Annotated in this window: 20 protein-coding genes and 1 pseudogene; 8 read left to right on the forward strand and 13 right to left on the reverse strand. The window is 43.8% G+C overall.

The annotated features are described in order from the left end of the window. Positions 1-91 precede the first annotated feature (91 nt). The 5 genes from UF06_RS10335 to nhaA all read left to right on the forward strand — a co-directional run bounded on the left by UF06_RS10335 (position 92) and on the right by nhaA (position 7,094). Entirely contained in the window at positions 92-529 is a 438-nt protein-coding gene (locus tag UF06_RS10335) for a M60 family metallopeptidase (protein ID WP_045570385.1), read from the forward strand. 769 nt (positions 530-1,298) lie between these two features. Further along, positions 1,299-1,511: a cold-shock protein gene (locus UF06_RS10340; RefSeq protein ID WP_045570386.1), complete on the forward strand. Its 213-nt coding sequence runs from the start codon at positions 1,299-1,301 to the stop codon at positions 1,509-1,511. 282 nt (positions 1,512-1,793) lie between these two features. Next, positions 1,794-4,022 carry a ribonuclease R gene (gene rnr / locus UF06_RS10345; protein WP_045570387.1) on the forward strand — a complete coding sequence of 743 codons (2,229 nt, stop codon included), beginning with the start codon at positions 1,794-1,796 and terminating at the stop codon, positions 4,020-4,022. 299 nt (positions 4,023-4,321) lie between these two features. Then, positions 4,322-5,506: a DUF1611 domain-containing protein gene (locus UF06_RS10350; RefSeq protein WP_045570388.1), complete on the forward strand. Its 1,185-nt coding sequence runs from the start codon at positions 4,322-4,324 to the stop codon at positions 5,504-5,506. Between the two features lie 244 nt (positions 5,507-5,750). Then, on the forward strand, positions 5,751-7,094 hold the full coding sequence (gene nhaA, locus UF06_RS10355) for a Na+/H+ antiporter NhaA (protein ID WP_045570389.1): 1,344 nt from the start codon (positions 5,751-5,753) through the stop codon (positions 7,092-7,094). A gap of 122 nt (positions 7,095-7,216) precedes the next feature. On the opposite strand, the gene UF06_RS10360 is transcribed toward nhaA, so the two are convergent. The 3 genes and pseudogenes from UF06_RS10360 to UF06_RS27700 form a co-directional block, all read right to left on the reverse strand. Further along, positions 7,217-7,534: a DUF1840 domain-containing protein gene (locus tag UF06_RS10360; protein ID WP_045570390.1), complete on the reverse strand. Its 318-nt coding sequence runs from the start codon at positions 7,532-7,534 to the stop codon at positions 7,217-7,219. A 98-nt stretch (positions 7,535-7,632) separates the two neighbouring features. Then, positions 7,633-7,848, reverse strand: a complete 216-nt coding sequence (locus tag UF06_RS10365; RefSeq protein WP_045570391.1) for a hypothetical protein — start codon at positions 7,846-7,848, stop codon at positions 7,633-7,635. Between the two features lie 292 nt (positions 7,849-8,140). Further along, positions 8,141-8,386: pseudogene (locus UF06_RS27700) on the reverse strand (IS66 family transposase); the annotation flags it as partial. 254 nt (positions 8,387-8,640) lie between these two features. Between UF06_RS27700 and UF06_RS10370 the strand changes: the two are divergent. The 3 genes from UF06_RS10370 to UF06_RS10380 all read left to right on the forward strand — a co-directional run bounded on the left by UF06_RS10370 (position 8,641) and on the right by UF06_RS10380 (position 9,960). Next, the gene (locus tag UF06_RS10370; protein ID WP_045570392.1) at positions 8,641-9,354 is read left to right on the forward strand and encodes a Crp/Fnr family transcriptional regulator; all 714 of its coding nucleotides are present in this window, start codon (positions 8,641-8,643) and stop codon (positions 9,352-9,354) included. 133 nt (positions 9,355-9,487) lie between these two features. Further along, positions 9,488-9,751, forward strand: a complete 264-nt coding sequence (locus UF06_RS10375) for a hypothetical protein (RefSeq protein WP_045570393.1) — start codon at positions 9,488-9,490, stop codon at positions 9,749-9,751. Positions 9,752-9,756: 5 nt separating this feature from the next. Next, a complete protein-coding gene (locus UF06_RS10380) occupies positions 9,757-9,960 on the forward strand; it encodes a CsbD family protein (RefSeq protein WP_045570466.1) in 204 nt (67 codons plus the stop codon). Between the two features lie 340 nt (positions 9,961-10,300). Here UF06_RS10380 and UF06_RS10385 read toward each other — a convergent pair whose 3' ends face one another. The 10 genes from UF06_RS10385 to UF06_RS10430 form a co-directional block, all read right to left on the reverse strand. After that, positions 10,301-11,215 (reverse strand): F0F1 ATP synthase subunit gamma, encoded by a 915-nt coding sequence (locus UF06_RS10385; RefSeq protein WP_045570394.1) that lies wholly within the window; start codon positions 11,213-11,215, stop codon positions 10,301-10,303. A 52-nt stretch (positions 11,216-11,267) separates the two neighbouring features. After that, positions 11,268-12,899, reverse strand: a complete 1,632-nt coding sequence (locus tag UF06_RS10390; RefSeq protein ID WP_045570395.1) for an alternate F1F0 ATPase, F1 subunit alpha — start codon at positions 12,897-12,899, stop codon at positions 11,268-11,270. Then, entirely contained in the window at positions 12,896-13,678 is a 783-nt protein-coding gene (locus tag UF06_RS10395) for a F0F1 ATP synthase subunit delta (RefSeq protein ID WP_045570396.1), read from the reverse strand. The genes UF06_RS10390 and UF06_RS10395 overlap by 4 nt, the downstream gene beginning before the upstream one ends. Positions 13,679-13,681: 3 nt before the next feature. Further along, a complete protein-coding gene (locus tag UF06_RS10400) occupies positions 13,682-13,972 on the reverse strand; it encodes a F0F1 ATP synthase subunit C (protein WP_045570397.1) in 291 nt (96 codons plus the stop codon). An 81-nt stretch (positions 13,973-14,053) separates the two neighbouring features. Next, positions 14,054-14,752 (reverse strand): F0F1 ATP synthase subunit A, encoded by a 699-nt coding sequence (locus UF06_RS10405; protein WP_045570398.1) that lies wholly within the window; start codon positions 14,750-14,752, stop codon positions 14,054-14,056. After that, entirely contained in the window at positions 14,743-15,105 is a 363-nt protein-coding gene (locus UF06_RS10410; RefSeq protein WP_045570399.1) for an ATP synthase subunit I, read from the reverse strand. The genes UF06_RS10405 and UF06_RS10410 overlap by 10 nt, the downstream gene beginning before the upstream one ends. After that, the gene (locus UF06_RS10415; RefSeq protein WP_045570400.1) at positions 15,089-15,463 is read right to left on the reverse strand and encodes an AtpZ/AtpI family protein; all 375 of its coding nucleotides are present in this window, start codon (positions 15,461-15,463) and stop codon (positions 15,089-15,091) included. Before UF06_RS10415 ends, UF06_RS10410 begins: the two co-directional genes overlap by 17 nt. Continuing rightward, a complete protein-coding gene (locus tag UF06_RS10420) occupies positions 15,463-15,861 on the reverse strand; it encodes a F0F1 ATP synthase subunit epsilon (protein ID WP_197541314.1) in 399 nt (132 codons plus the stop codon). Before UF06_RS10420 ends, UF06_RS10415 begins: the two co-directional genes overlap by 1 nt. Further along, positions 15,842-17,323, reverse strand: coding sequence for a F0F1 ATP synthase subunit beta (atpD, locus tag UF06_RS10425; RefSeq protein ID WP_045570401.1), 1,482 nt, complete (start codon positions 17,321-17,323; stop codon positions 15,842-15,844). The genes UF06_RS10420 and atpD overlap by 20 nt, the downstream gene beginning before the upstream one ends. 280 nt (positions 17,324-17,603) lie before the next feature. Further along, positions 17,604-18,794, reverse strand: coding sequence for a benzoate/H(+) symporter BenE family transporter (locus UF06_RS10430; RefSeq protein WP_045570402.1), 1,191 nt, complete (start codon positions 18,792-18,794; stop codon positions 17,604-17,606). Positions 18,795-18,869 lie beyond the last annotated feature (75 nt).

The following is an 18,869-nucleotide window of genomic DNA, read 5'->3' on the forward strand; positions in this document are numbered from 1 at the left end:
CTGAAATGCGCTTTGATGGTATTAATATTCATGGTCGCTCCCCAAAAGAAGAGCATAAGATCACAGACCGTGCTTCAGGTCAAATTTAACCTTGCGTTGTACAAGAAATGTTCATGATCTTGCCCTGGCACCAGTACTGGAATCTAAAGGCACATGGGATAAGGAAATTTTCCCTTATCTAAGCAAAGATATCAAAAATTTCAGTGCATTAAGTGTTTGGGCTAAGCTTGGAATGTTCTGGCAGTTAGATCTTACTTTCGGAGAGGATTTTTATCAAAAACTAGCCGTTAATTACCGAGAAAGCTCCATTAATATGCAGGCATTGTCTAATAGTCAAAAAATACAACAATTTTTTATTGAGACGAGTAAAACCAGCGGATTTAATCTCACTGAGTTTTTCACTACTTGGGGAATAGAAGTCACCAGCACGACGGAAGCCGAGCTACATAACCTCGGGCTGCCAGTACTTCATATTCCGATATGGGAAAACAGAGATAACCATATTAAATATAAAGTTGAAGAAAAATAGTGGGCCGTGGCTGATTATTATCCACGATAAAACCATTGGTTATGTTGGACAAATTGTTTACGGTGGGAAAAATCCCCATTAATCGATTTTATAATCATAAAATCATCGATATAGTTCACATATATTATTTAGGTTTTGTCGCAAACTTTGGATCTTTTGGTTAAAATTCAATCAATCTCCATTTAACATCTTAGATCTTAATATTGGGGTTCTACGCCGGAACCCCAACTCAATCTTATCGTCCAATGCTTTAACTTCTTCACGCGTCGCGTTGTGCTGCGCTTGATCGAACAGCAGTTTCAGTAAGTCTTTTTGTGTAATTTGGTTTTTTGTTGTGTTCCGACATGTCAACCTCTGTGTTTTTTAAAAGTATAGGTAGAAAGCCATCTTGTTAACTCATATCCTCCGGTAAATCGAGCTAACGGGGGGGTATATTGAGGCGTTAACATTTGCCGCCGCATTGCACACTTATGCGATATCCCTTGTCTACCGCTATAAGCGCGGTACAACTCAAAATTTATAGGATCTAACATTCTCTACGTACATCAACGCTAGAACAGTCAAAAAATAAAAAGCTAGCATTTACTTGATTTGTCGGTATACTGTTCATCAGCTCTTAAGAAAAGAGCTATTTAATTATTTTCAGATCAAATTTCTCTCAGTTCTTCATCGAATTCTCGTTTGCGTTTCTGCGAAAAAATACATATCTCTAAATCATACAATAGCGCTTATTAGCTTAATTATTAAAAATTTCAATATAGAGGTATCTATGTCTAACAAATTAACTGGTTCAGTAAAATGGTTCAACGAAACTAAAGGCTTCGGGTTTATTTCTCCAGAGAATGGTAGTGAAGACTTGTTTGTTCATTTCCAATCAATTACCTCAACTGGCTTCAAAACGCTTTTAGAAGGCCAAAAAGTATCTTACGTTGTTGAGCAAGGCAAAAAAGGTTTGCAAGCAGGCCAAGTTACCGTAATGTAATAGACTACACGGCATCAGCATCCGTTGATGCCTCCTCTCTCTTCTGTTTTCTGTTTATCATCAAAATTTTATATACCTAAGTTACTTAAAAGTCGAGATTTACCTCACTTTGCAACGCAAGTAGACCTATCTAATAAGTAATTTCAGTATATATCTTTGGCAAAATTTTAATAAACACCCACATAATAAATAACATTATTCAATAATGCATCATTTCGTCTAGTGCTTTGTCATATAAATAGGTTTATATAAAAAGCGATTGGCGAATAAAGAGAAAAATAAATGAAATTAAATATATCCGCTCAATCACTAAATTACACTAAATATAACAATGTAATTCCTAGCAGAGATTTTATTCTTAGCCTATTCGACAAAGTTAAAAACTACTTAAGCTATGAACAAATTTCTGATTCATCAGGTTTGAATGAAGAACCCGAGAAAGATGCTTTAAAAAAACGCTTAAGAGCAATGGAACGTGATGGTCAGCTTATTTTCAATCGAAGAAAAGGCTACAAGAAAGTTGATCAAGCGGCTTTAGTTACTGGCAAGATCAGTATTCATGCAGACGGCTTTGGTTTTCTAGCCTACGACGACAGTGAGAAAGACCTATTCTTACCCAAACATCAACTGAGTCATGTATTCGATGGTGACATCGTAATGGTTTTGAAAAGCTATTCGCTGCAACAAGGCCGTTCCAACCATCGGTTCATCAAAATTGTGGAACGCAAAACAACTCATATAACCGGTTTGCTAAAAAGACAAGGCTCCAAATTCTATCTATTGCCAGAAAACTCGAAACTCACTCAAACCATTTTTGTCACTCCAAATGAATTGATTGCTAAAAATGTCGGTAAGCTCGTCCATTGTAAAGTCAATGCTTATCCTGACCATAGACAGTCTACCGCTATTGAAGTTATAGAAGTATTGGGGCGTCAGGGAGAAGCAGGCATAGAAGTAAAATTAGCCTTGCGTCGTTATGAAATCAATGACAAATGGGATAAAGAAGTACTTGATGCTGCGTCTGTATTTGGTACTCGGGTAGAAGAAAAAGATAAGACGTCGCGGGTGGACTATCGAGATTTACCTTTTGTTACCATTGATGGTGACGATGCAAAAGACTTTGATGATGCTGTTTATGGATATCCGATGGACAATGGTCAGTGGAAGCTATTTGTTGCCATTGCAGACGTATCTCATTATGTTCAGCCAAACGATCATTTAGATCTTGAAGCCCAGTCACGTGCAACGTCTATTTACTTCCCTGGATGTGTTGTGCCGATGTTACCAGAGTCGTTATCAAATGGTTTATGTTCGCTTAATCCTAATGAAGACAGGCTCGTGATGGTATGTGAGATGACCTTTGATAGCGAAGGTCTAATGCTAAATTCAGAGTTTTCTGAAGGCATCATCCACTCTCATGCTCGATTGACATACGAGGAAGCGAACCGCATTGTTACGCAGCCTTCGGCGAAAATAAAATACCAAAACAGCAATGCTAAAAGTAACATCGCTCAGCATCTGGTGAATCTTCATCGCTTATATTTGAGTTTATCTTATCAGCGTAAAATTCGCGGAGCGATTGACTTTGACACAGAAGAACTCGCTTTTAAGTTAAACAACAACAAGAAAATTGCTTCAATCGTTCCTGTTATTCGAAATGATGCTCACCGAATGATCGAAGAGTTTATGTTGTGCGCAAATGTTGCTACTGCGCAATTTTTAGGACTAAATAAGATACCAAGTCTATACCGTGTACATTCTGGGCCTCAGATGAAAAAGCTGACTTCATTAAGAATGTTACTCGCAGATAAAGGGCTAACGTTAGCTGGTGGCGATAAACCAACGTCTCACGACTACAACTCGCTATTAGATCAAGCTCGAGATGTGGATGAGTATAAAATAATCCGCACTTTACTACTGCGCTCTCAAAGCCAAGCTGAATACTCTCCTAAAAACATGGGGCACTTTGGTTTAGCATATGACGCTTATGCACACTTTACTTCTCCAATTCGTCGTTACCCTGACTTACTTGTTCACCGAGCCATCCGTGCTAAGCTTCGTGAACAAAATATTGGTAAGTTACGTAGTCTATTCATTAAGCTCAGATCTATACGCAAGCTCACAGGCGTTGCGCAAAACTACCCTTACGACGTAAAAGAGATAGAACAGCTAAGTATTCACTGCTCGAATCAGGCTCGTCAAGCTGATGAAGTAAGCCGTGAGGTGGAATCAGCATTGAAATGCCACTATATGAAGCCATTTATTGGACAAACCTTTATCGGGAGTGTTTCTGGTGTTACACACTTTGGCGTTTTTGTAGAACTGGAGGAAAACCGAGTTGAGGGCCTAATACCCTTATCTAGTTTTCAAAATGGCGATTTTGAATTCGATGCTATCAGACAAAAGATCTCTAGCCCAAAAAAAACGTTCACGCTAGGTAATAAAGTAAAAATTATCGTGAAAGACATCGATTCTAAGCAACGAAGAATAATATTTAACTTAACAGAATAAATAGAGAGATCGTTAAATCAACTACGTATTATGTTGTTCATCGATGAATCAAAACAATGTACTGAAAAATATAGGCGCAGATCAGTCACTGATGAAGAAGTATGTAAGCCTAGTTCAACAGAAAAGTGACGGCGTTGAAATTAAAATTGATTAAAAATTAACCAATCCTGAGTATCTAACTTTAACGAGTAGTGATAGTGTGGACTTTGAAAACCCCACAGCTTAGTGGGACACGGTGTTGACTCTGGACTAATTATCCTTCCATTTTGCCCTTCTAAGCCTAACTAAGTTAGGTAAAAATGTCACAATCAACAAACAAACTCGGTTCAAGACTTATCACATCTGAGAGCTTGTATTCTTTACCCAGAAGTAAAGCGCTACCTAAACCAAGTTTATTAAGATCTCAGAGAGAAACAGCGACCGTATATTGTGAAGGTTTCTTTGGAGAATCCAGAGGTAAAACAACCAACGGCCTCGTACGTGAATCAAATCGGTTTAAGATCGTATCCGTCATTGATAGCACAAAGGCTGGCCAAGACAGCGGTGCTTACCTTTACGGGCATGATAATGGTATCCCCATTTGTCCTAGTCTAAGCCAAGCTATTGCGGTTTCTGATTGGATACCTGATTACTTCATCTATGGCCTCTCACCAGAAAGCGGACGTTTGTCTCTCGTCGAAAGACAGTTGATTCTCACGGCAATGAGATTGGGAATGAACATTATCATTGGCCTGCATGAATTTTTAACGGATGATCCTGAGTTTGTCGAAGCGGCCAAAAAGAATCGTGTCCGCATTATTGATGTGATTAAACCAAGACCAATAGATAAGCTTGAGCTATTTTCAAACCGTATCCAAAAAGTGCTTTGCCCACGAATTTTAGTCATGGGTACAGATTGCGCTATTGGTAAACGAACCACCGCATTGGCGTTGACGAAAGTACTAGAAAGATACGGTTTAAATGTCGTAATGATTACAACAGGGCAGACGGGGCTAATCCAAGGTACGCGATACGGTGTCGCGCTTGAAGCCATACCCTTACAATATTGTGTTGGGGAGCTAGAAGCCATCATTGTGGAAGCCTATGAAGAGGAAGGGCCTGACGTCTTTGTGATTGAGGGACAAGGTGCATTAGGTCATCCTTGTTTTTGTACTAGCGCGTCGATTATCCGTGGCTCGCAGCCACATGCTGTAATCCTTCAGCATTCTCCGACGAGGGTATACTTGAGCGGTAGTGAACAATACTTGATGCCTGAATTGGGTTCCGAAATAGAGTTAATAGAACTGTTTTCAGGTGCTCCAGTAATTGGCATCATGTTGAACAGCCAAGGATTAGATGAGCAATCGATCACTGATGTTATCTCAAATTACACAGAAAAATATCACCGTCCAGTAGCGGAACTATTTACAGTTTCTGATGAATATCTAATTGAAATGATTGTTAACATATTTCCAGAGTTAGATTTAGATTCCATCACTGTCTAAGTACGTTTCAGTGGGTATTAAATCAATTAGTGGATATGTGCTTCAGAGAGTGTCCAGAAGATCGGTGTGATTATCACATCGAATCTTATTATTTTTATAGTGCATAATCTATAGAATTGAATTTATTTCTCAGTATATACAGCCAAATTTAGTCGTCATCTGTATATAAGGTTTTATGTACGATAGTGAACTTCTAATTTCCATACTGGCAATGAGGAAATATTTAAACATACGGTGACAACCTATGAATAAAAGAAACGAAATATCACAAAATAATATGACAAGATTACCCAGTGAGTATATTGATTGGATTTCACAACCAATATACCGCTTTATGCATATTGAATCTACCGCTGGTATCGCACTGCTGGTTTCAACATTATTAGCTGTTTTATTAGCTAATTCACCGTTAAGTGAAGAATTTTCTCGATTTTGGCAAATCTCGGTAGGGATTACTGTCGGTGATTTCGTGTTTGAACGCTCATTACACAAATGGATCAATGATGCTGGAATGACCTTGTTTTTCTTTCTCATTGCCTTGGAGCTTAAACGTGAGTTAGTGCTAGGCGAGCTTCGTAGCCCAAAATTAGCTATTCTTTCCATTGCTGCTGCGCTTGGAGGAATGTTGGTGCCTCCTCTTTTATATTTGCTTATACAAGTTGGTGAGTCTGGACAGCACGGCTGGGGGACGGTCATGGCAACGGATACCGCATTTGTGATTGGATGTTTAGCACTTTTAGGGCGAAGTATCCCAAGCAGCTTGCGTGTATTCATGCTATCCATGGCGGTTGTGGATGATATAGGAGCTATCTTTGTTGTTGCTATTGGTTACGGAGATGCTATTGATGGGTTGGCCATAACTTATGCATTGGTGGGTTTTATTATTATTCGAGTTATGGGTTTTTTGGGGGTTCGCAGTATTGTGCTCTTTTCTATTGTCGGGGGAGCAATATGGTTGGTGATCGATATGTCGGGCATACATCCAACGATTACTGGCGTGGCTCTTGGTCTATTAACCCCTACAAATAAATGGATGAGTAAACAACATCTTTCCATACTTATGGATACCATAGTGTCATCTTCCCCAATGAAGCAGTGGAGTGGCGATAAAATAGAAGGTGAGACATTAAGAACCGCTGCCGCAGCAGCACGTGAAACGCTTTCACCAGTCGAGCGTTTAGAGATGTTGCTTCATCCTTGGGTGGGTTTTATTGTTTTACCACTGTTTGCTTTTGCTAATGCGGGCGTGTCGCTCAAAGGTGCGAATATAACATCTTCAATTACGCTTGCTGTCTTTTTTGGATTTGTTTGTGGTAAACCCATAGGGATTACTTTGTTTAGTTGGATAGCCGTCCAGCTCAAGATAGCAATACTTCCTGAAAATTTGAATTGGGGAATGGTTTTAGGTGGCGGAATGTTGGCAGGTATTGGTTTTACGATGGCACTATTCATAGCAGAATTAGCTTATCACTCTGGCCAAATTAACGCAGCCAAATTGGGTATATTCTTAGCGTCTATCGTTTCTGCTGTGATTGGCTGTATATTTTTGCGGTATTTTTCTGCTAGAGAAAAACGCAAAATTTCTTAAAGTTCATCTATGGACTAGTATGATGAAATAACATGGAAAATATTTATCTACTACCTATTAAATGAGAAATGACAATAGATGATGAATAATGCATTCGCACAATTTATTGACTTTTCATTAAATTACAGAGTATCCCACATAACGTCACATTCTCCTTCTGCTGCTGAGTTTAGTAATTCAAGCAATGGATAGGCTCGAATAAAAATAGAAACAGGTTGCTCTGAGCCTTCATCTTCTTCATGTGTTTCAATGTTATTAAGGTATTGGATTTTTTCATTTTCAAGAGCACTTTTTAATTTTTCCAATGCCTCAGGAATATTTGGTGACAGAATAGCACTTGGCACTGTTCCACTGTGGCCCATCATTCTTATCATTTCTTGGGCAATATCACCAAACATAATGACGCTTGCATGATTTTTGCAGCTAAAAATCACCAACATAATCAAACCTCTTCTTTTCTATCCAAGTTAAATTAAACGTAACGGATTAAATAATACCTATCTATCATTCATATTATGAGCTGGCAAAAGAACATTAGTTATGTTCTGATAGGAAATTTAGCGATTTTCGCTTTCTTAGATTTGGTGAAAATTTTCAAAGCACATTGTTTTTGTTTACTTGATATAGGTAGTTTTGTAACGGCTTTGTGGTGTAACTCCGAAATAAAATTCTTTTCCCATGCTGTTAATGTGGAAAATTTGAGTAAAATAATATCGCTCAAAAGATTAAAAAAATCATGTTCGTCAGTATTCATTGATCCATTCACTATAAATTAGTTGATGTACTTAAAGAGATTGTCTAGAGACTATCTGCTTTATCGCTGGGTTCATCAAGCTTAAGGGGCAACTAAGGAATGCCGAGAGGTGAGTTCGGAAAAGAAAAGTAGTCCCTGCTAAGCAGGAAGGAGATCAACACACTATCATACTTTGATGATTCGTGTGGGGTGTTTTTTTGAACATTTCTTTAAGGGCGAACTGAATTGTCTTGCTCCTGTATAATTTGGAGAGCGCTCTAAAAATTGTAACCGCTCACCAACAGGCTATTGACTAAGCATTGGTGTAAAAGCTGGTTTCGTTAAGATCGGGCACATTTAGGTATGTCTGTCGTGTCATTACCGTAGTCACTATACGAGTGAGAGTCTCTCGCAAAGATATTGGCCTCTTTTTGCATGTTTCTACGAGCGAGTCCAGCCTATCTCAGAACTGGTCTCCTGCATTCGAGGTTGTGCCGTAACTGATTTTCCGTTGAATAGAAGCCGCGGCAACCATCGCTTCGTTGTTGGTGAGAGGCATTTTGGGGTGGCTTAACTGCTGTTTCTTGGCGATAGCAAGCACTTCGGCCCTGCTACTTGCTGGGATAAGCGTAACCAGCTTGTGGAGCACCTCAAAAACGGCTTGGGAGGAAACGGTTCACAGGCACTACGAAGTTAAAGAGCGATCAATGATCTTGTTTAACGACCAAGGAACGATTTATAAAGTTGGTAGTAGCGATGTTTTCCGAGGTATACAATAGCAAGAATAGAGTCATTTCGGAAAGGACGCTTGTTATGCTCGAATTACCCCTGCCGCAACATAACCACTTGCTCGCTCAGCTTTCTGATGAAGTCCAGAAACGAATTTTTCCTCAGCTTGAACTGGTGCCACTGCTGTTGGGTCAGGTGATTTATGAATCTGGAGATATTCTTCGTCATGTCTATTTTCCAACCAATTCAATCATTTCTATGTTGTATGTGATGGAAAGTGGTGCCTCTGCGGAGATCTCTGTGGTGGGAAATGAAGGAATGGTTGGTATTGCTCTATTTATGGGCGGTGAGAGTACGCCAAGCCGTGCCATTGTGCAAAGTGCTGGCTATGCCTATCGGCTCCAAGGACGTCTCTTCAAGGAGGAGTTCAATCGTCACGGTGAGATGATGGTGTTGATGCTGCGTTTTACACAAGCATTACTTACACAAATGGCACAGACAGCGGTTTGTAATCGTCACCACTCTATTGATCAACAACTTTGTCGCTGGTTGTTATTATCACTAGATCGCTTGCAAAACAATCAGTTAACTATGACCCAAGAATTGATTGCTAACATGCTGGGAGTACGCCGTGAGGGAGTTACTGAGGCTGCTGGCAAATTGCAACGCAAGGGCGTTATTGAGTACAGCCGTGGGCACATTACCGTATTGGATCGGCAAGCACTTGAGGCTTTGAGCTGTGAATGTTACGTCGTTGTCAAGAAAGAAACTGATCGTCTGCTTAATTATCCCAAATGATTTATAGCGCATTTTTTGGACAGCTATTGAGGCTAAGTGCTCCAACGTACAGACCCATACTGGCTAAGGTGAGATAGTAACTTTACTGGTTCAACGCAATTTCGCGTGTTCCGGTTAATCTAAAGAGGTCACCATGAACAAGCCAATTAATTCAAATACTTCTGAAAGTCAAAATAAAGCGCCTGGACATAGTCAGAAATTTGAGGATAAGAAAACGACCAATATCGCAACTTCTAAGCCTAATGAGCGGGACGCTAGCGGCAATTTGGGTGAGGAGCACAAAAAAAATGAACAATGTAAAGATGTTAAGCCTAACGAGACTAAATCGAGTAAAGAGACATCCGGTGCGACCGTAGATAAAACCAAGCCGAATAAAGATGAAGTCAAAGTATCGTGAATCTTTTGAATAAAGATCAAGTGAAAGGTCAATGGCAACAGCAGATCGGTGCAGCCAAGATTGCTTGGGGAAAGTTAACTGAAGATGAGCGGCTTAAGTCTGAAGGACATGAGCAAAAATTAGTGGGTTTAGTGCAGGAACACTATGCAATTAGCCTCGCTGAAGCAGAAAAACAGGTCAAGGATTTTATAGACCACTCTCATTCCTAATAAAGCTTTCTTACTTATAAGTAATCGCTCCGCTTATGTGGAGCGATTTTTTTACATTTATCTATTAAGGCAATCAAAATAACCTAAGGCCCCATTTAGATAAGGCTGAAGGATTACCAACATCGACGTCATCGGTCGCTTCTGGCGGTGTGATTGGTTCGGGATTAACGCAATTGTTCCGCATAGATTCATTTCCTTTGAACATGGCAAGAATAGTGTCTAGACGCGAAACCACAGCCCTTCACTGGTCTGAGATTCTTCTGCCTGAGATCATAACTTTGGGGTCAGAGGTGGTCTGTTCGACAACGTACTTAGAAAAGCAATAACGAGAAAACAGAGTTCAGAGAACGTCATCGGCCGACAAAGCATCAAAGCCTGAGATCACGTCAAACAGTTCCTCATCGATACCGCTTTGACGTAACTGATGAAATCGAGATTGCAGCTGTTCTAATAATTCGCCGATGTTTCGGTCGGCTCGTTGCATCGCTGCAAGGCGGCAGGCATTCTCGCAGGCCAAGGATTCTGCGCACGCACGAAACAGCGAGACAAACAGGTGTTCACGAAGAAATGCGCACAAGGTTTGCGTGCTGTTTCCCAAAACTTCCGGTAATTGAGTGGTGGGCCATGCTTGGTGAGTCAGCCCGCTTCGCCAGTTTTCGTCAAGTGGTAATACCTGCTGACTGACGGGTTGGTAGCCAGAGCAAACGGGGCGATTGTAAAACAGGATCAGCGCCGTTGACTGCGTTTCAGCCATGTTGGTGCCTTCAGGCTGTTCAACCTTAAGCAGAATTTCACCAACAAGTCGGGTTATGCGCTCGACGGAATTGGGCAGTGAAAAACAGCCCTCAGGGGTAATCCCCGCATCGATAAGCCTAGCATGAGCGCGTTCGCCAATGACCCACACTTTGGTTGTTATTAACGTGGACTTTTCTTTGGTTAGTTCGATGATGGCATGCTGCACGACGCTTTCATTGAACCGGCCTACCAGCCCCTGATCAGAACCCAAGATCACGATGTGCCTCACGATGTCATGCTGTAATTTCAACAATGGCACCGGTGAATTCTCAACGGTAGCTGATCGCAGGCAAACACTGAGGCCGAGCTCGACCGTGTTGGCGTAATCGGCAAGTGCGGCGACAGAACGTTCATACTGCCCAATGGCAGAGGCGGCTGAGACTTTCATGGTTCTTACAACCGACTTGAGATCGCCCGCACTCGCTATTTGACGGCGCAGTGCCGTTAAGGTTGTGGCCATTAGCGTAAGTGGGTACGGTGATGTGCGTGAATTTGGGTTTTCATAACGCTTCCTATGTATTGGTTGAGTGCTTAGGATGAGTGTCTGTGCTGTGTTCTTCGTTTGCTTTTTGGGATTGTTGTGCAGCCGTGTTGTCGGTTTTTGGTTGGAAAGTGGCTATTGCTTTTCGTGCAATATCAGTGAGCCTTTTACGATCGGCATCGGTCAATTTATCACCTGCGATAATGCGTTGGCTAAGGTCATCAGTTAGGTTATTCGCCGCATTGGTGATGGCTTGCTGAGCAGCCACCATCTGTTCAAGAGGGACGCTATCGAATAAATCTTCATTTAGGGCCAATAGAATGGCGATTTGCGCCGTAATGGGAACTGGGGAAAATTCGGCCTGCCCTAAGCAGGATCGGATGCGTTTACCGTGGACGATGGATCGTTGAGTCTCTTCGTCGAGCCGTGCACCGAAGCGAGCGAACGTTTCCAGTTCTTCAAATTGTGCATAGGCCAGTTTTAAGTCTCCTGCAACGGCTCGGTAGACGGCTCGTTGTGCTTTACCACCGACGCGTGACACAGACTGTGCAACATCAATCGCTGGAAGTACTCCCAGTTCGAATAACGATGGTGATAGCACAATTTGCCCATCGGTGATGGATATCAAGTTAGTCGGAATGTAGGCAGAAATGTTCTGTGCCTCCGTTTCGATGATCGGCATAGCGGTCATTGAGCCGCCACCGCGCTCATCACTCAGGTGAGTGGCACGTTCTAACATTCGTGAATGGATATAAAAAATGTCGCCGGGAAAAGCTTCTCGACCCGGAGGGCGGCGCAGCAGTAACGACAGCTCACGATAGGCGCGCGCATGGTGAGTGAGATCGTCGTAGATGATGAGTACGTCTTGCCCATTTTCCATGAAGTATTCAGCAATACTCGTCGCTGCATAGGGCGCAATGTAAGCCAGACCAGGGGCTTCGTTGCCTTCTGCCACGACCACCACGCAGTAGTCCATCGCCTCTTTTTCACGTAATTTGGCGACGGTTTTTGCAACCGCTGATGCACGTTGGCCGATAGAGCAGTAAACGCAAAGCACGTTTTTACCACGCTGATTACAAATGGTATCAATGGCGATGGCGGTTTTGCCCGTTTGGCGATCGCCAAGGATCAATTCTCGCTGGCCAAGACCAATTGGGATCAGAGCATCGATAACTTTAATTCCCGTTTGCAGGGGCTCAGTGACCGCAGCGCGCTCCATAATTGCCGTGGCGGGACGCTCAATTGGCAGGCTCTGATCGGTGGTTATTCGTCCTAAGCCATCGAGCGGTTTGCCGAGTGGATTGATCACTCTTCCTAGTAAGGCGCTGCCGACGGCCACATTCATCACTTGACCAGTACGTTGCACTTCGTCGCCGGCTTGTAGATGTGCATAATCACCGAGCAGCACAACATCAATGCTCTCTTCATTAAGGTTGAATGCAATGCCAGAAAGGCCTCCGGGAAACAATAAGTGTTCCTCCGAGCTGGTGTTCTGTAATCCGTGCACGCGAGCTATTCCCGTTGAAACACTGGCGATGCTGCCCACTTCTTTGGGTATTAGTTGCGGCTTGAACGTTTGTAAACGTTGGTTGATATTGGCTAATGCCTCTTCAAAAATGCTCTGCAAGTTAACGCCAGCTCTGTGGGCTGTGGTGGTATTCATATCGTCGCCTTTGAATCCGGTGTATCAGAATTCCCCAATGGGTTTAAAGATACGTTCTGTAAGTAATCGGCGATACTCCAAGCCAGTTTTTGTTCTTGAGTGCTCAGTTCAATACCACTGATGAGCTCTGGCGTGGTTGTAAACGTCAATGCAATAGTTTGTCCAAAACGCTCTTCTAATACAGAGCGAATACGACTTTGTAACTCACTCGGAAGCTCGAAGGTACTGCGAACCAGGGCGGGTGTTTGTTCGTTGCAGGCCATAAGCGATGAAGCAAAGGATGCCAGCGTTGTGTTGTCGATATTTTTTAAGCGTTGAATGAAAGCTTCGCCTATTTGTTGCTCGATACTCGCGTCCGCTAGATCTTTCAGCACTCGGCGGGTGATATCGAACACTTGGCGTTGCATTTGCCGAGCGATATCCGCATGCAGTTGCTCCGTCTCAGCTAATATTGCTTTGTGGCGCGCAGCACTGAGTTCATCCGCAGCTTGAATGGCCTCGTTACGTATTTGTTCTGCCTGTTTGGCTGCTGTTTCTGTCGCTTTTTTTAACAAGGTGTCTTTCTGCTGTTCAAAGGTTTTGTTCTTTTCCTCGAAATCACTTTGCTGTTTGTGTGCTTTCTTCTTCGTGGCGGCAGCATCGGCTAATTGCGTTGCAATTTTACTCTCTCGGTCAGCAATCGCATTCAGTACTGGGCGATATAAAAAGCGTTTCATCAACCACACCAGAATAATAAAGTTAACCACTTGTGCGCCAACGGTTACCCAATCAATGATCATGATTTATTGACCTGATGCCTGACTGGCCGCAGCCAGTGCCGCATTCCAGAATGGGTTGGCAAAGATGAGGATCATTGACACCACAAAACAATAAATAGCGGTGGATTCGATCATCGCAAGGCCAACAAATAACGTACGGGTGATGGTGGCCGAAGCATCAGGCTGCTGAGCCAGTGAAGTTAGCGCCCCGGCAACCGCTCGACCTTCCGCAAGAGCAGGCCCCATAGTACCGAAGCCTGTGGTGAGTCCGGCCATAATGATAGAAGCGATTGCGATCCAAGTGAGAGCGTCCATAGTGGGTACCTCTGTGTTATTGGGTTAGTGTATGGAGTTAAAAATATGAGCGATTGATTTAGTTTAGGAATGGGCTTTGGGTTAGGAAGGAGCTTTGGTTACGGTATGCTTGTCAGCGGTGCTGCTGCTGGCTGCTGCGATATAAACCGTAGCCAAAATAGTAAAGATATAGGCTTGTACCATTCCAGTCAGTAGACCTAAAAGAGTCATGACGATAGGAAAGATGAAGGGGGTGATCGAAAGCAAAATCGCGATGATCATTGCGCCGCTCATCATATTGCCGAAAAGGCGCACAGCCAATGCCATTGTGCGTGACACTTCGCTAATTAAGTTAAATGGCAACATGATGGCTGTCGGTTGCATGTAAGATTTCAGGTACGCTTTTATCCCTTGACTGGATATGCCAAAACACGGAACAGCGACCAGCACACATAAAGCCAGAGCTGCTGTGGTCGATAGTGATGCTGTAGGTGGTTCATAGCCCGGGATCACCGTCGCTATTGTTGCGGTTGCGATGAACAGAAATAGAGTACCAAGGAAGCTAATGTGCTGGCTTGGATTGTTTAAGCCCACATCCTTGATTTGACTGATGATAGCCGTCACCACGATTTCTAATAAGTTCTGCCAGCCTGAATGCGGATGGTTTGTGGTCAGACGATGAGTAATCAACGCCGCACACAATGTCAGTAGCGCCATTAATATCCAAGTGAACAGTATGGTTGCATTCAGGGTAAAGAAGCCGTACTGCCAGAATATCCAAGAGTCCGGTGTTAGGCGCATGGAGGTTTACCTCGTGCATTAATTCTTGCTGATTTGTAGCGTGTGGCGATAGGTGTTTTGAGCTTGATGGATGAGCCGTTGCTACGCAGGATAATGACACGAGCCAGTATGAACCCCAATAAACACATTCCGAACTTCAGTAGCTGTCCGGCACCGATGAGATAAAAACCAGCCAAAACAAAAACAGTGCGTGCAATGAAGCTGCTGATGAACCAGCGTAGGGGCGTCGTTGATTGAGTGCAGCGCTTCACCGACCACCAGAGGCTGGCGAAAAATATCACGCCAAGTCCCATTCCTGCGATCAAAGCGACGATATTACTGAGTAACCAGCTGAGATTATTGAGTAGAGTCATTATCCTTTTCCTTCTCCTCTTCTTCTTTCTGATCATCGTGCATCGACTGGTTTTCGAGAGCGATCCAATGCCAAGCGTTCAAACAGCCGATAGTCAGTCCTGCTATGATAAGTGCCAAAGCCCAGGTGTAATGGCTGGGGTAATGCTGATCGAGCCATAAACCAAGGACTGCCCCGAGTATCGTTGGTACTGCAATTGACCAACCAATCAGGCCCATCATTCCAAGTCCGAACCAGACGCCTAATGTGCTGCTGCGCGCCTTACGCCTACGCCATACTTTTTCAGCTAATTTCTGCACTAGCTTAGCGTCGTCATAGCTGGAGTTTGGAGGAGTATTCTTATGGCCTTTTTTCATCATTAGGACTCATTTAGTAATGCAAATCGTCGCATGAAGCCCATTTCCAATTTGTCCATGGCAGCACTTAATGCGACTTCTTCGACATCTTGTGTGAGGAATTGCTGTTTAATCGCTTCCTGCAAGTGAGCTAAGTCTTGACTGCGTATTGCTCGCCGTACCGAAATCACCACGTCACATTTGGTTTTGATCAGTACACCTTCATCCAATGCCACAAACACTTCTTGCTGCGCTTTATCAACGAAGTAGAGAAGACCGGGAGCTAAAGCGGCCACGCAATCTAAACGTGATGGCAATAAGCCGAAGGAACCGGTGATGGTCTCAATAACAATGCGAGAGACATTGGTTTCACTGGCGAATATGTCAAAGGGCAATAGCACCTTAAGCGTCATTAACGTCATAATTCGCCTCATTTTTTGGTGGTTCTTTTGATTCAGTGCTTGAATTTTTGCTAGCGCGGGATTTTGCTTTCGTTTTGGCTTCACTGATCGCACCGATCATATACAACGCACTTTCAGGCATGTCTTTGAATTCGTCAGCTAAAATGCGTTCACAGCCGTCTAATGCATCTTTGAGACTGACCATTTTACCGCTTAGGTTGGTAAAGGGTTCGGTGGTGAAAAAAGGTTGGGTAAGAAAACGTTCTAACCGACGCGCACGAGCAACAATTTTTCGGTCTTCGGCAGATAATTGCTCTAATCCGAGCATAGCAATGATGTCTTTCAAATCGGCATATTGCGCTAAGGTACGACGAATGGATTGGGCTAGGTCATAGTGATACAGCCCGACAATGCTGGGCGTCACCATTTTTGAGTTTGATTGCATAGGATCAATCGCTGGAAATAGGCCCTCACTAGCACGTTTTCGTGACAATACGATAGACGCGGAGAGATGCGAAAAAGTATGCACTGCGGCAGGGTCAGTGAAGTCATCCGCAGGGACATAAACCGCTTGCAGAGACGTGATAGAGCCATTTTCAGTATTAGCAATACGCTCTTCCAGCGTTGCCAGCTCAGAACTCATGGTTGGCTGATACCCCAATCGAGACGGCATTTGTCCCATCAATCCTGACACTTCGGCACCCGCTTGAATAAAGCGAAATATGTTGTCGATCAGCAGCAAAATATCGCGATGCTCTTCATCACGGAAATACTCAGCCATGGTTAGCGCCGCATGCCCGACACGAAATCGAGCACCGGGCGGTTCGTTCATCTGTGCAAAGATCATCACCATGTTTGGCAACACGCCTGCGGCCTCCATTTCACGATACAGCTCTTCACCTTCACGTGAGCGTTCGCCAATACCGCAAAAAATACTGACGCCTTTTTGGTCGCTGACCGTGTTGTGGATCATTTCGGTCAGCAGTACCGTCTTACCCACGCCAGCACCACCGAATAAACCCGCTTTACCTCCGCGTTCCAGTGGAGTTAGTACATCGATAGCTTTAATGCCAGTCTCAAAAATTTTTGAGTGGGTTGAGCGACGTAACAAAGTTGGGGGCGCATTGTGAACTGAGCGCCATTGCACATTCTCTGTTAAGCCAGGACCTTGGTCTGTAGTGTGACCGAAAACATCAAACATACGCGATAAAATTGGCTTACCCACCGGTGCTTTCAGTGGTCCCCCCGTATCTTTTACTGGATTTCCACGTTCAAGCCCTTGAGTCGGAGTGAGAGCAATACCCCTAACATGAAATGCATCGGTGTGCGAAAGCACTTCGATCGCTATTTGGTCGTTTTTCCCTGTTCGCAGCAAGTTGAGTATCGGTGGTAATTGGTGCTCGAAGCGCATCTCAATCACACTGCCGTGGACTGAAACTATCGTACCGAGGTGTTCAACATCTGTATCTTTGTGTCCCGTCATCCTAAAGCCTTTTGTTAATAAATAGATTGAGTCTGAGGCCATCCAGTAAACTGCTCGCTAGGGTGTGAGTTATTGTATCGGTTGTTATACTCATGGACTGTACGCTAGCGAACATTAGGATTTGAGATGTATGGGTGGCTAAGTGTCAGTGTTTTGATTTTTAGCGTAACAGCAGATCCGATATTCATTCCCTCGTAAACCAAGGTATCTCGGTCAGCAAAATTTTCTGCGCATCAGGTATGACGCAAATTTGTGATGCGCATGCACTTAACAGTAAAAACTACTGGGTCGATGACGTGTCACTTGCCCTAGTCATGCTGGCTTTGTAATTGTATAGCCAGTAGCAAATCAGCCCCAGACATACTCCCCAGAAAGCGCTGCCTATCCCCAGTAAATTAATGCCAGAAGCGGTGAACAGAAACGTAAACAGTGCAGGCTCTCGGCAGTGGCTGTCTGCCATCGATACCGATAAGCAGTTCATTAAGGTGGGCATCACCGCTAGCCCTGCAATCGCAATCACCACGGCGGCTGGGACGGCGCTAAAAATGGAAACAAATGACATGCCCATAATGCCCGCTAAAAGATAAAATACGCCCATCGAAATCCCCGCCATATAACGTGTTTTCGGGTTTTCATCCGCATTTGGCCCCATACAAATTGCGCCTGTGATGGCGGCCAAATTAAAAGCAAAACCACCAAACGGAGCCAATAACAGCCCGGCCAAACCTGTCGTTGTGATGATTTTGGAGGAATCGACTTGGTAACCATTGGCTTTCAATACTGCAAATCCCGGCAAGTTTTGCGAGGCCATGGTGACAATAAACAAGGGTATTCCAACACTGACCAACGAGAAGAAATCAAAATCCGGAGCTATGAAGGTCGGCGTGGTCAACCCCATCGTGACCTCACTGACATCGAGTTTTCCCATCGCGACACAGAGCCCCAGCGCGACGAGAAAAATACTCGGGACCAGTAAGTTTCCTAGCCAAGTTCTTGCCACAATAAACATCGCTAACATCACCAAGACAACTTGTCCTTCTTCCACGAGCGCTTCAAACAAGCCCAAACCAAATTGCAATAATATTCCGGCCAACATCGCCGCTGCGATGGCGGTTGGGATTTGCTTTAGTACTTTTTCAACTATCCCGGCCAAGCCAACTAAGGTAATCAGTAGAGAACTGAACAAAAACGCGGCGATGGCCTGATTCATGGTCAACCCGTCAAGGGAGGTGATTAACAATGCCGCGCCCGGTGTGGACCACGCGGTGACGATTGGCATCTTGTAGAACCATGAGAGCAAAATCGTGCTGGCTCCCATACCTATCCCCAGCGCCCAAAACCAAGAAGCAATTTGCGCTTCATTCCCGCCAGCACTGCTTGCGGCTTGAAAAATTATCGCGGCTGCACTTGCGTAGCCAATAAAAACGGCGATAAAGCCGGTGCTGATGTGAGAAAGTTTTAGCTTAGTCATGTTAATTCACCCCAATGTGCGTTATAACGTCCATGCAATTTAATCTAGCATTTGTGCGCTATAACGCACAAGGAG

Source organism: Vibrio sp. S234-5 (assembly GCF_000960595.1).
Taxonomy (GTDB): Bacteria; Pseudomonadota; Gammaproteobacteria; order Enterobacterales; family Vibrionaceae; genus Vibrio.

Excerpts from the sequence above, each read along its gene's own strand:
- UF06_RS10365 (WP_045570391.1), bottom strand. The coding sequence starts at position 7,848 with ATGAATACTGACGAACATGATTTTTTTAATCTTTTGAGCGATATTATT.
- UF06_RS10370 (WP_045570392.1), top strand. The coding sequence starts at position 8,641 with ATGCTCGAATTACCCCTGCCGCAACATAACCACTTGCTCGCTCAGCTT.
- UF06_RS10430 (WP_045570402.1), bottom strand. The coding sequence starts at position 18,794 with ATGACTAAGCTAAAACTTTCTCACATCAGCACCGGCTTTATCGCCGTT.
- UF06_RS10390 (WP_045570395.1), bottom strand. The coding sequence starts at position 12,899 with ATGAATACCACCACAGCCCACAGAGCTGGCGTTAACTTGCAGAGCATT.
- UF06_RS10405 (WP_045570398.1), bottom strand. The coding sequence starts at position 14,752 with ATGCGCCTAACACCGGACTCTTGGATATTCTGGCAGTACGGCTTCTTT.
- UF06_RS10360 (WP_045570390.1), bottom strand. The coding sequence starts at position 7,534 with ATGTTGGTGATTTTTAGCTGCAAAAATCATGCAAGCGTCATTATGTTT.
- UF06_RS10420 (WP_197541314.1), bottom strand. The coding sequence starts at position 15,861 with ATGACGTTAATGACGCTTAAGGTGCTATTGCCCTTTGACATATTCGCC.
- UF06_RS10415 (WP_045570400.1), bottom strand. The coding sequence starts at position 15,463 with ATGATGAAAAAAGGCCATAAGAATACTCCTCCAAACTCCAGCTATGAC.
- atpD (WP_045570401.1), bottom strand. The coding sequence starts at position 17,323 with ATGACGGGACACAAAGATACAGATGTTGAACACCTCGGTACGATAGTT.
- UF06_RS10400 (WP_045570397.1), bottom strand. The coding sequence starts at position 13,972 with ATGGACGCTCTCACTTGGATCGCAATCGCTTCTATCATTATGGCCGGA.
- UF06_RS10395 (WP_045570396.1), bottom strand. The coding sequence starts at position 13,678 with ATGATCATTGATTGGGTAACCGTTGGCGCACAAGTGGTTAACTTTATT.
- UF06_RS10410 (WP_045570399.1), bottom strand. The coding sequence starts at position 15,105 with ATGACTCTACTCAATAATCTCAGCTGGTTACTCAGTAATATCGTCGCT.
- nhaA (WP_045570389.1), top strand. The coding sequence starts at position 5,751 with ATGAATAAAAGAAACGAAATATCACAAAATAATATGACAAGATTACCC.
- UF06_RS10375 (WP_045570393.1), top strand. The coding sequence starts at position 9,488 with ATGAACAAGCCAATTAATTCAAATACTTCTGAAAGTCAAAATAAAGCG.
- UF06_RS10350 (WP_045570388.1), top strand. The coding sequence starts at position 4,322 with ATGTCACAATCAACAAACAAACTCGGTTCAAGACTTATCACATCTGAG.
- UF06_RS10385 (WP_045570394.1), bottom strand. The coding sequence starts at position 11,215 with ATGGCCACAACCTTAACGGCACTGCGCCGTCAAATAGCGAGTGCGGGC.
- rnr (WP_045570387.1), top strand. The coding sequence starts at position 1,794 with ATGAAATTAAATATATCCGCTCAATCACTAAATTACACTAAATATAAC.
- UF06_RS10340 (WP_045570386.1), top strand. The coding sequence starts at position 1,299 with ATGTCTAACAAATTAACTGGTTCAGTAAAATGGTTCAACGAAACTAAA.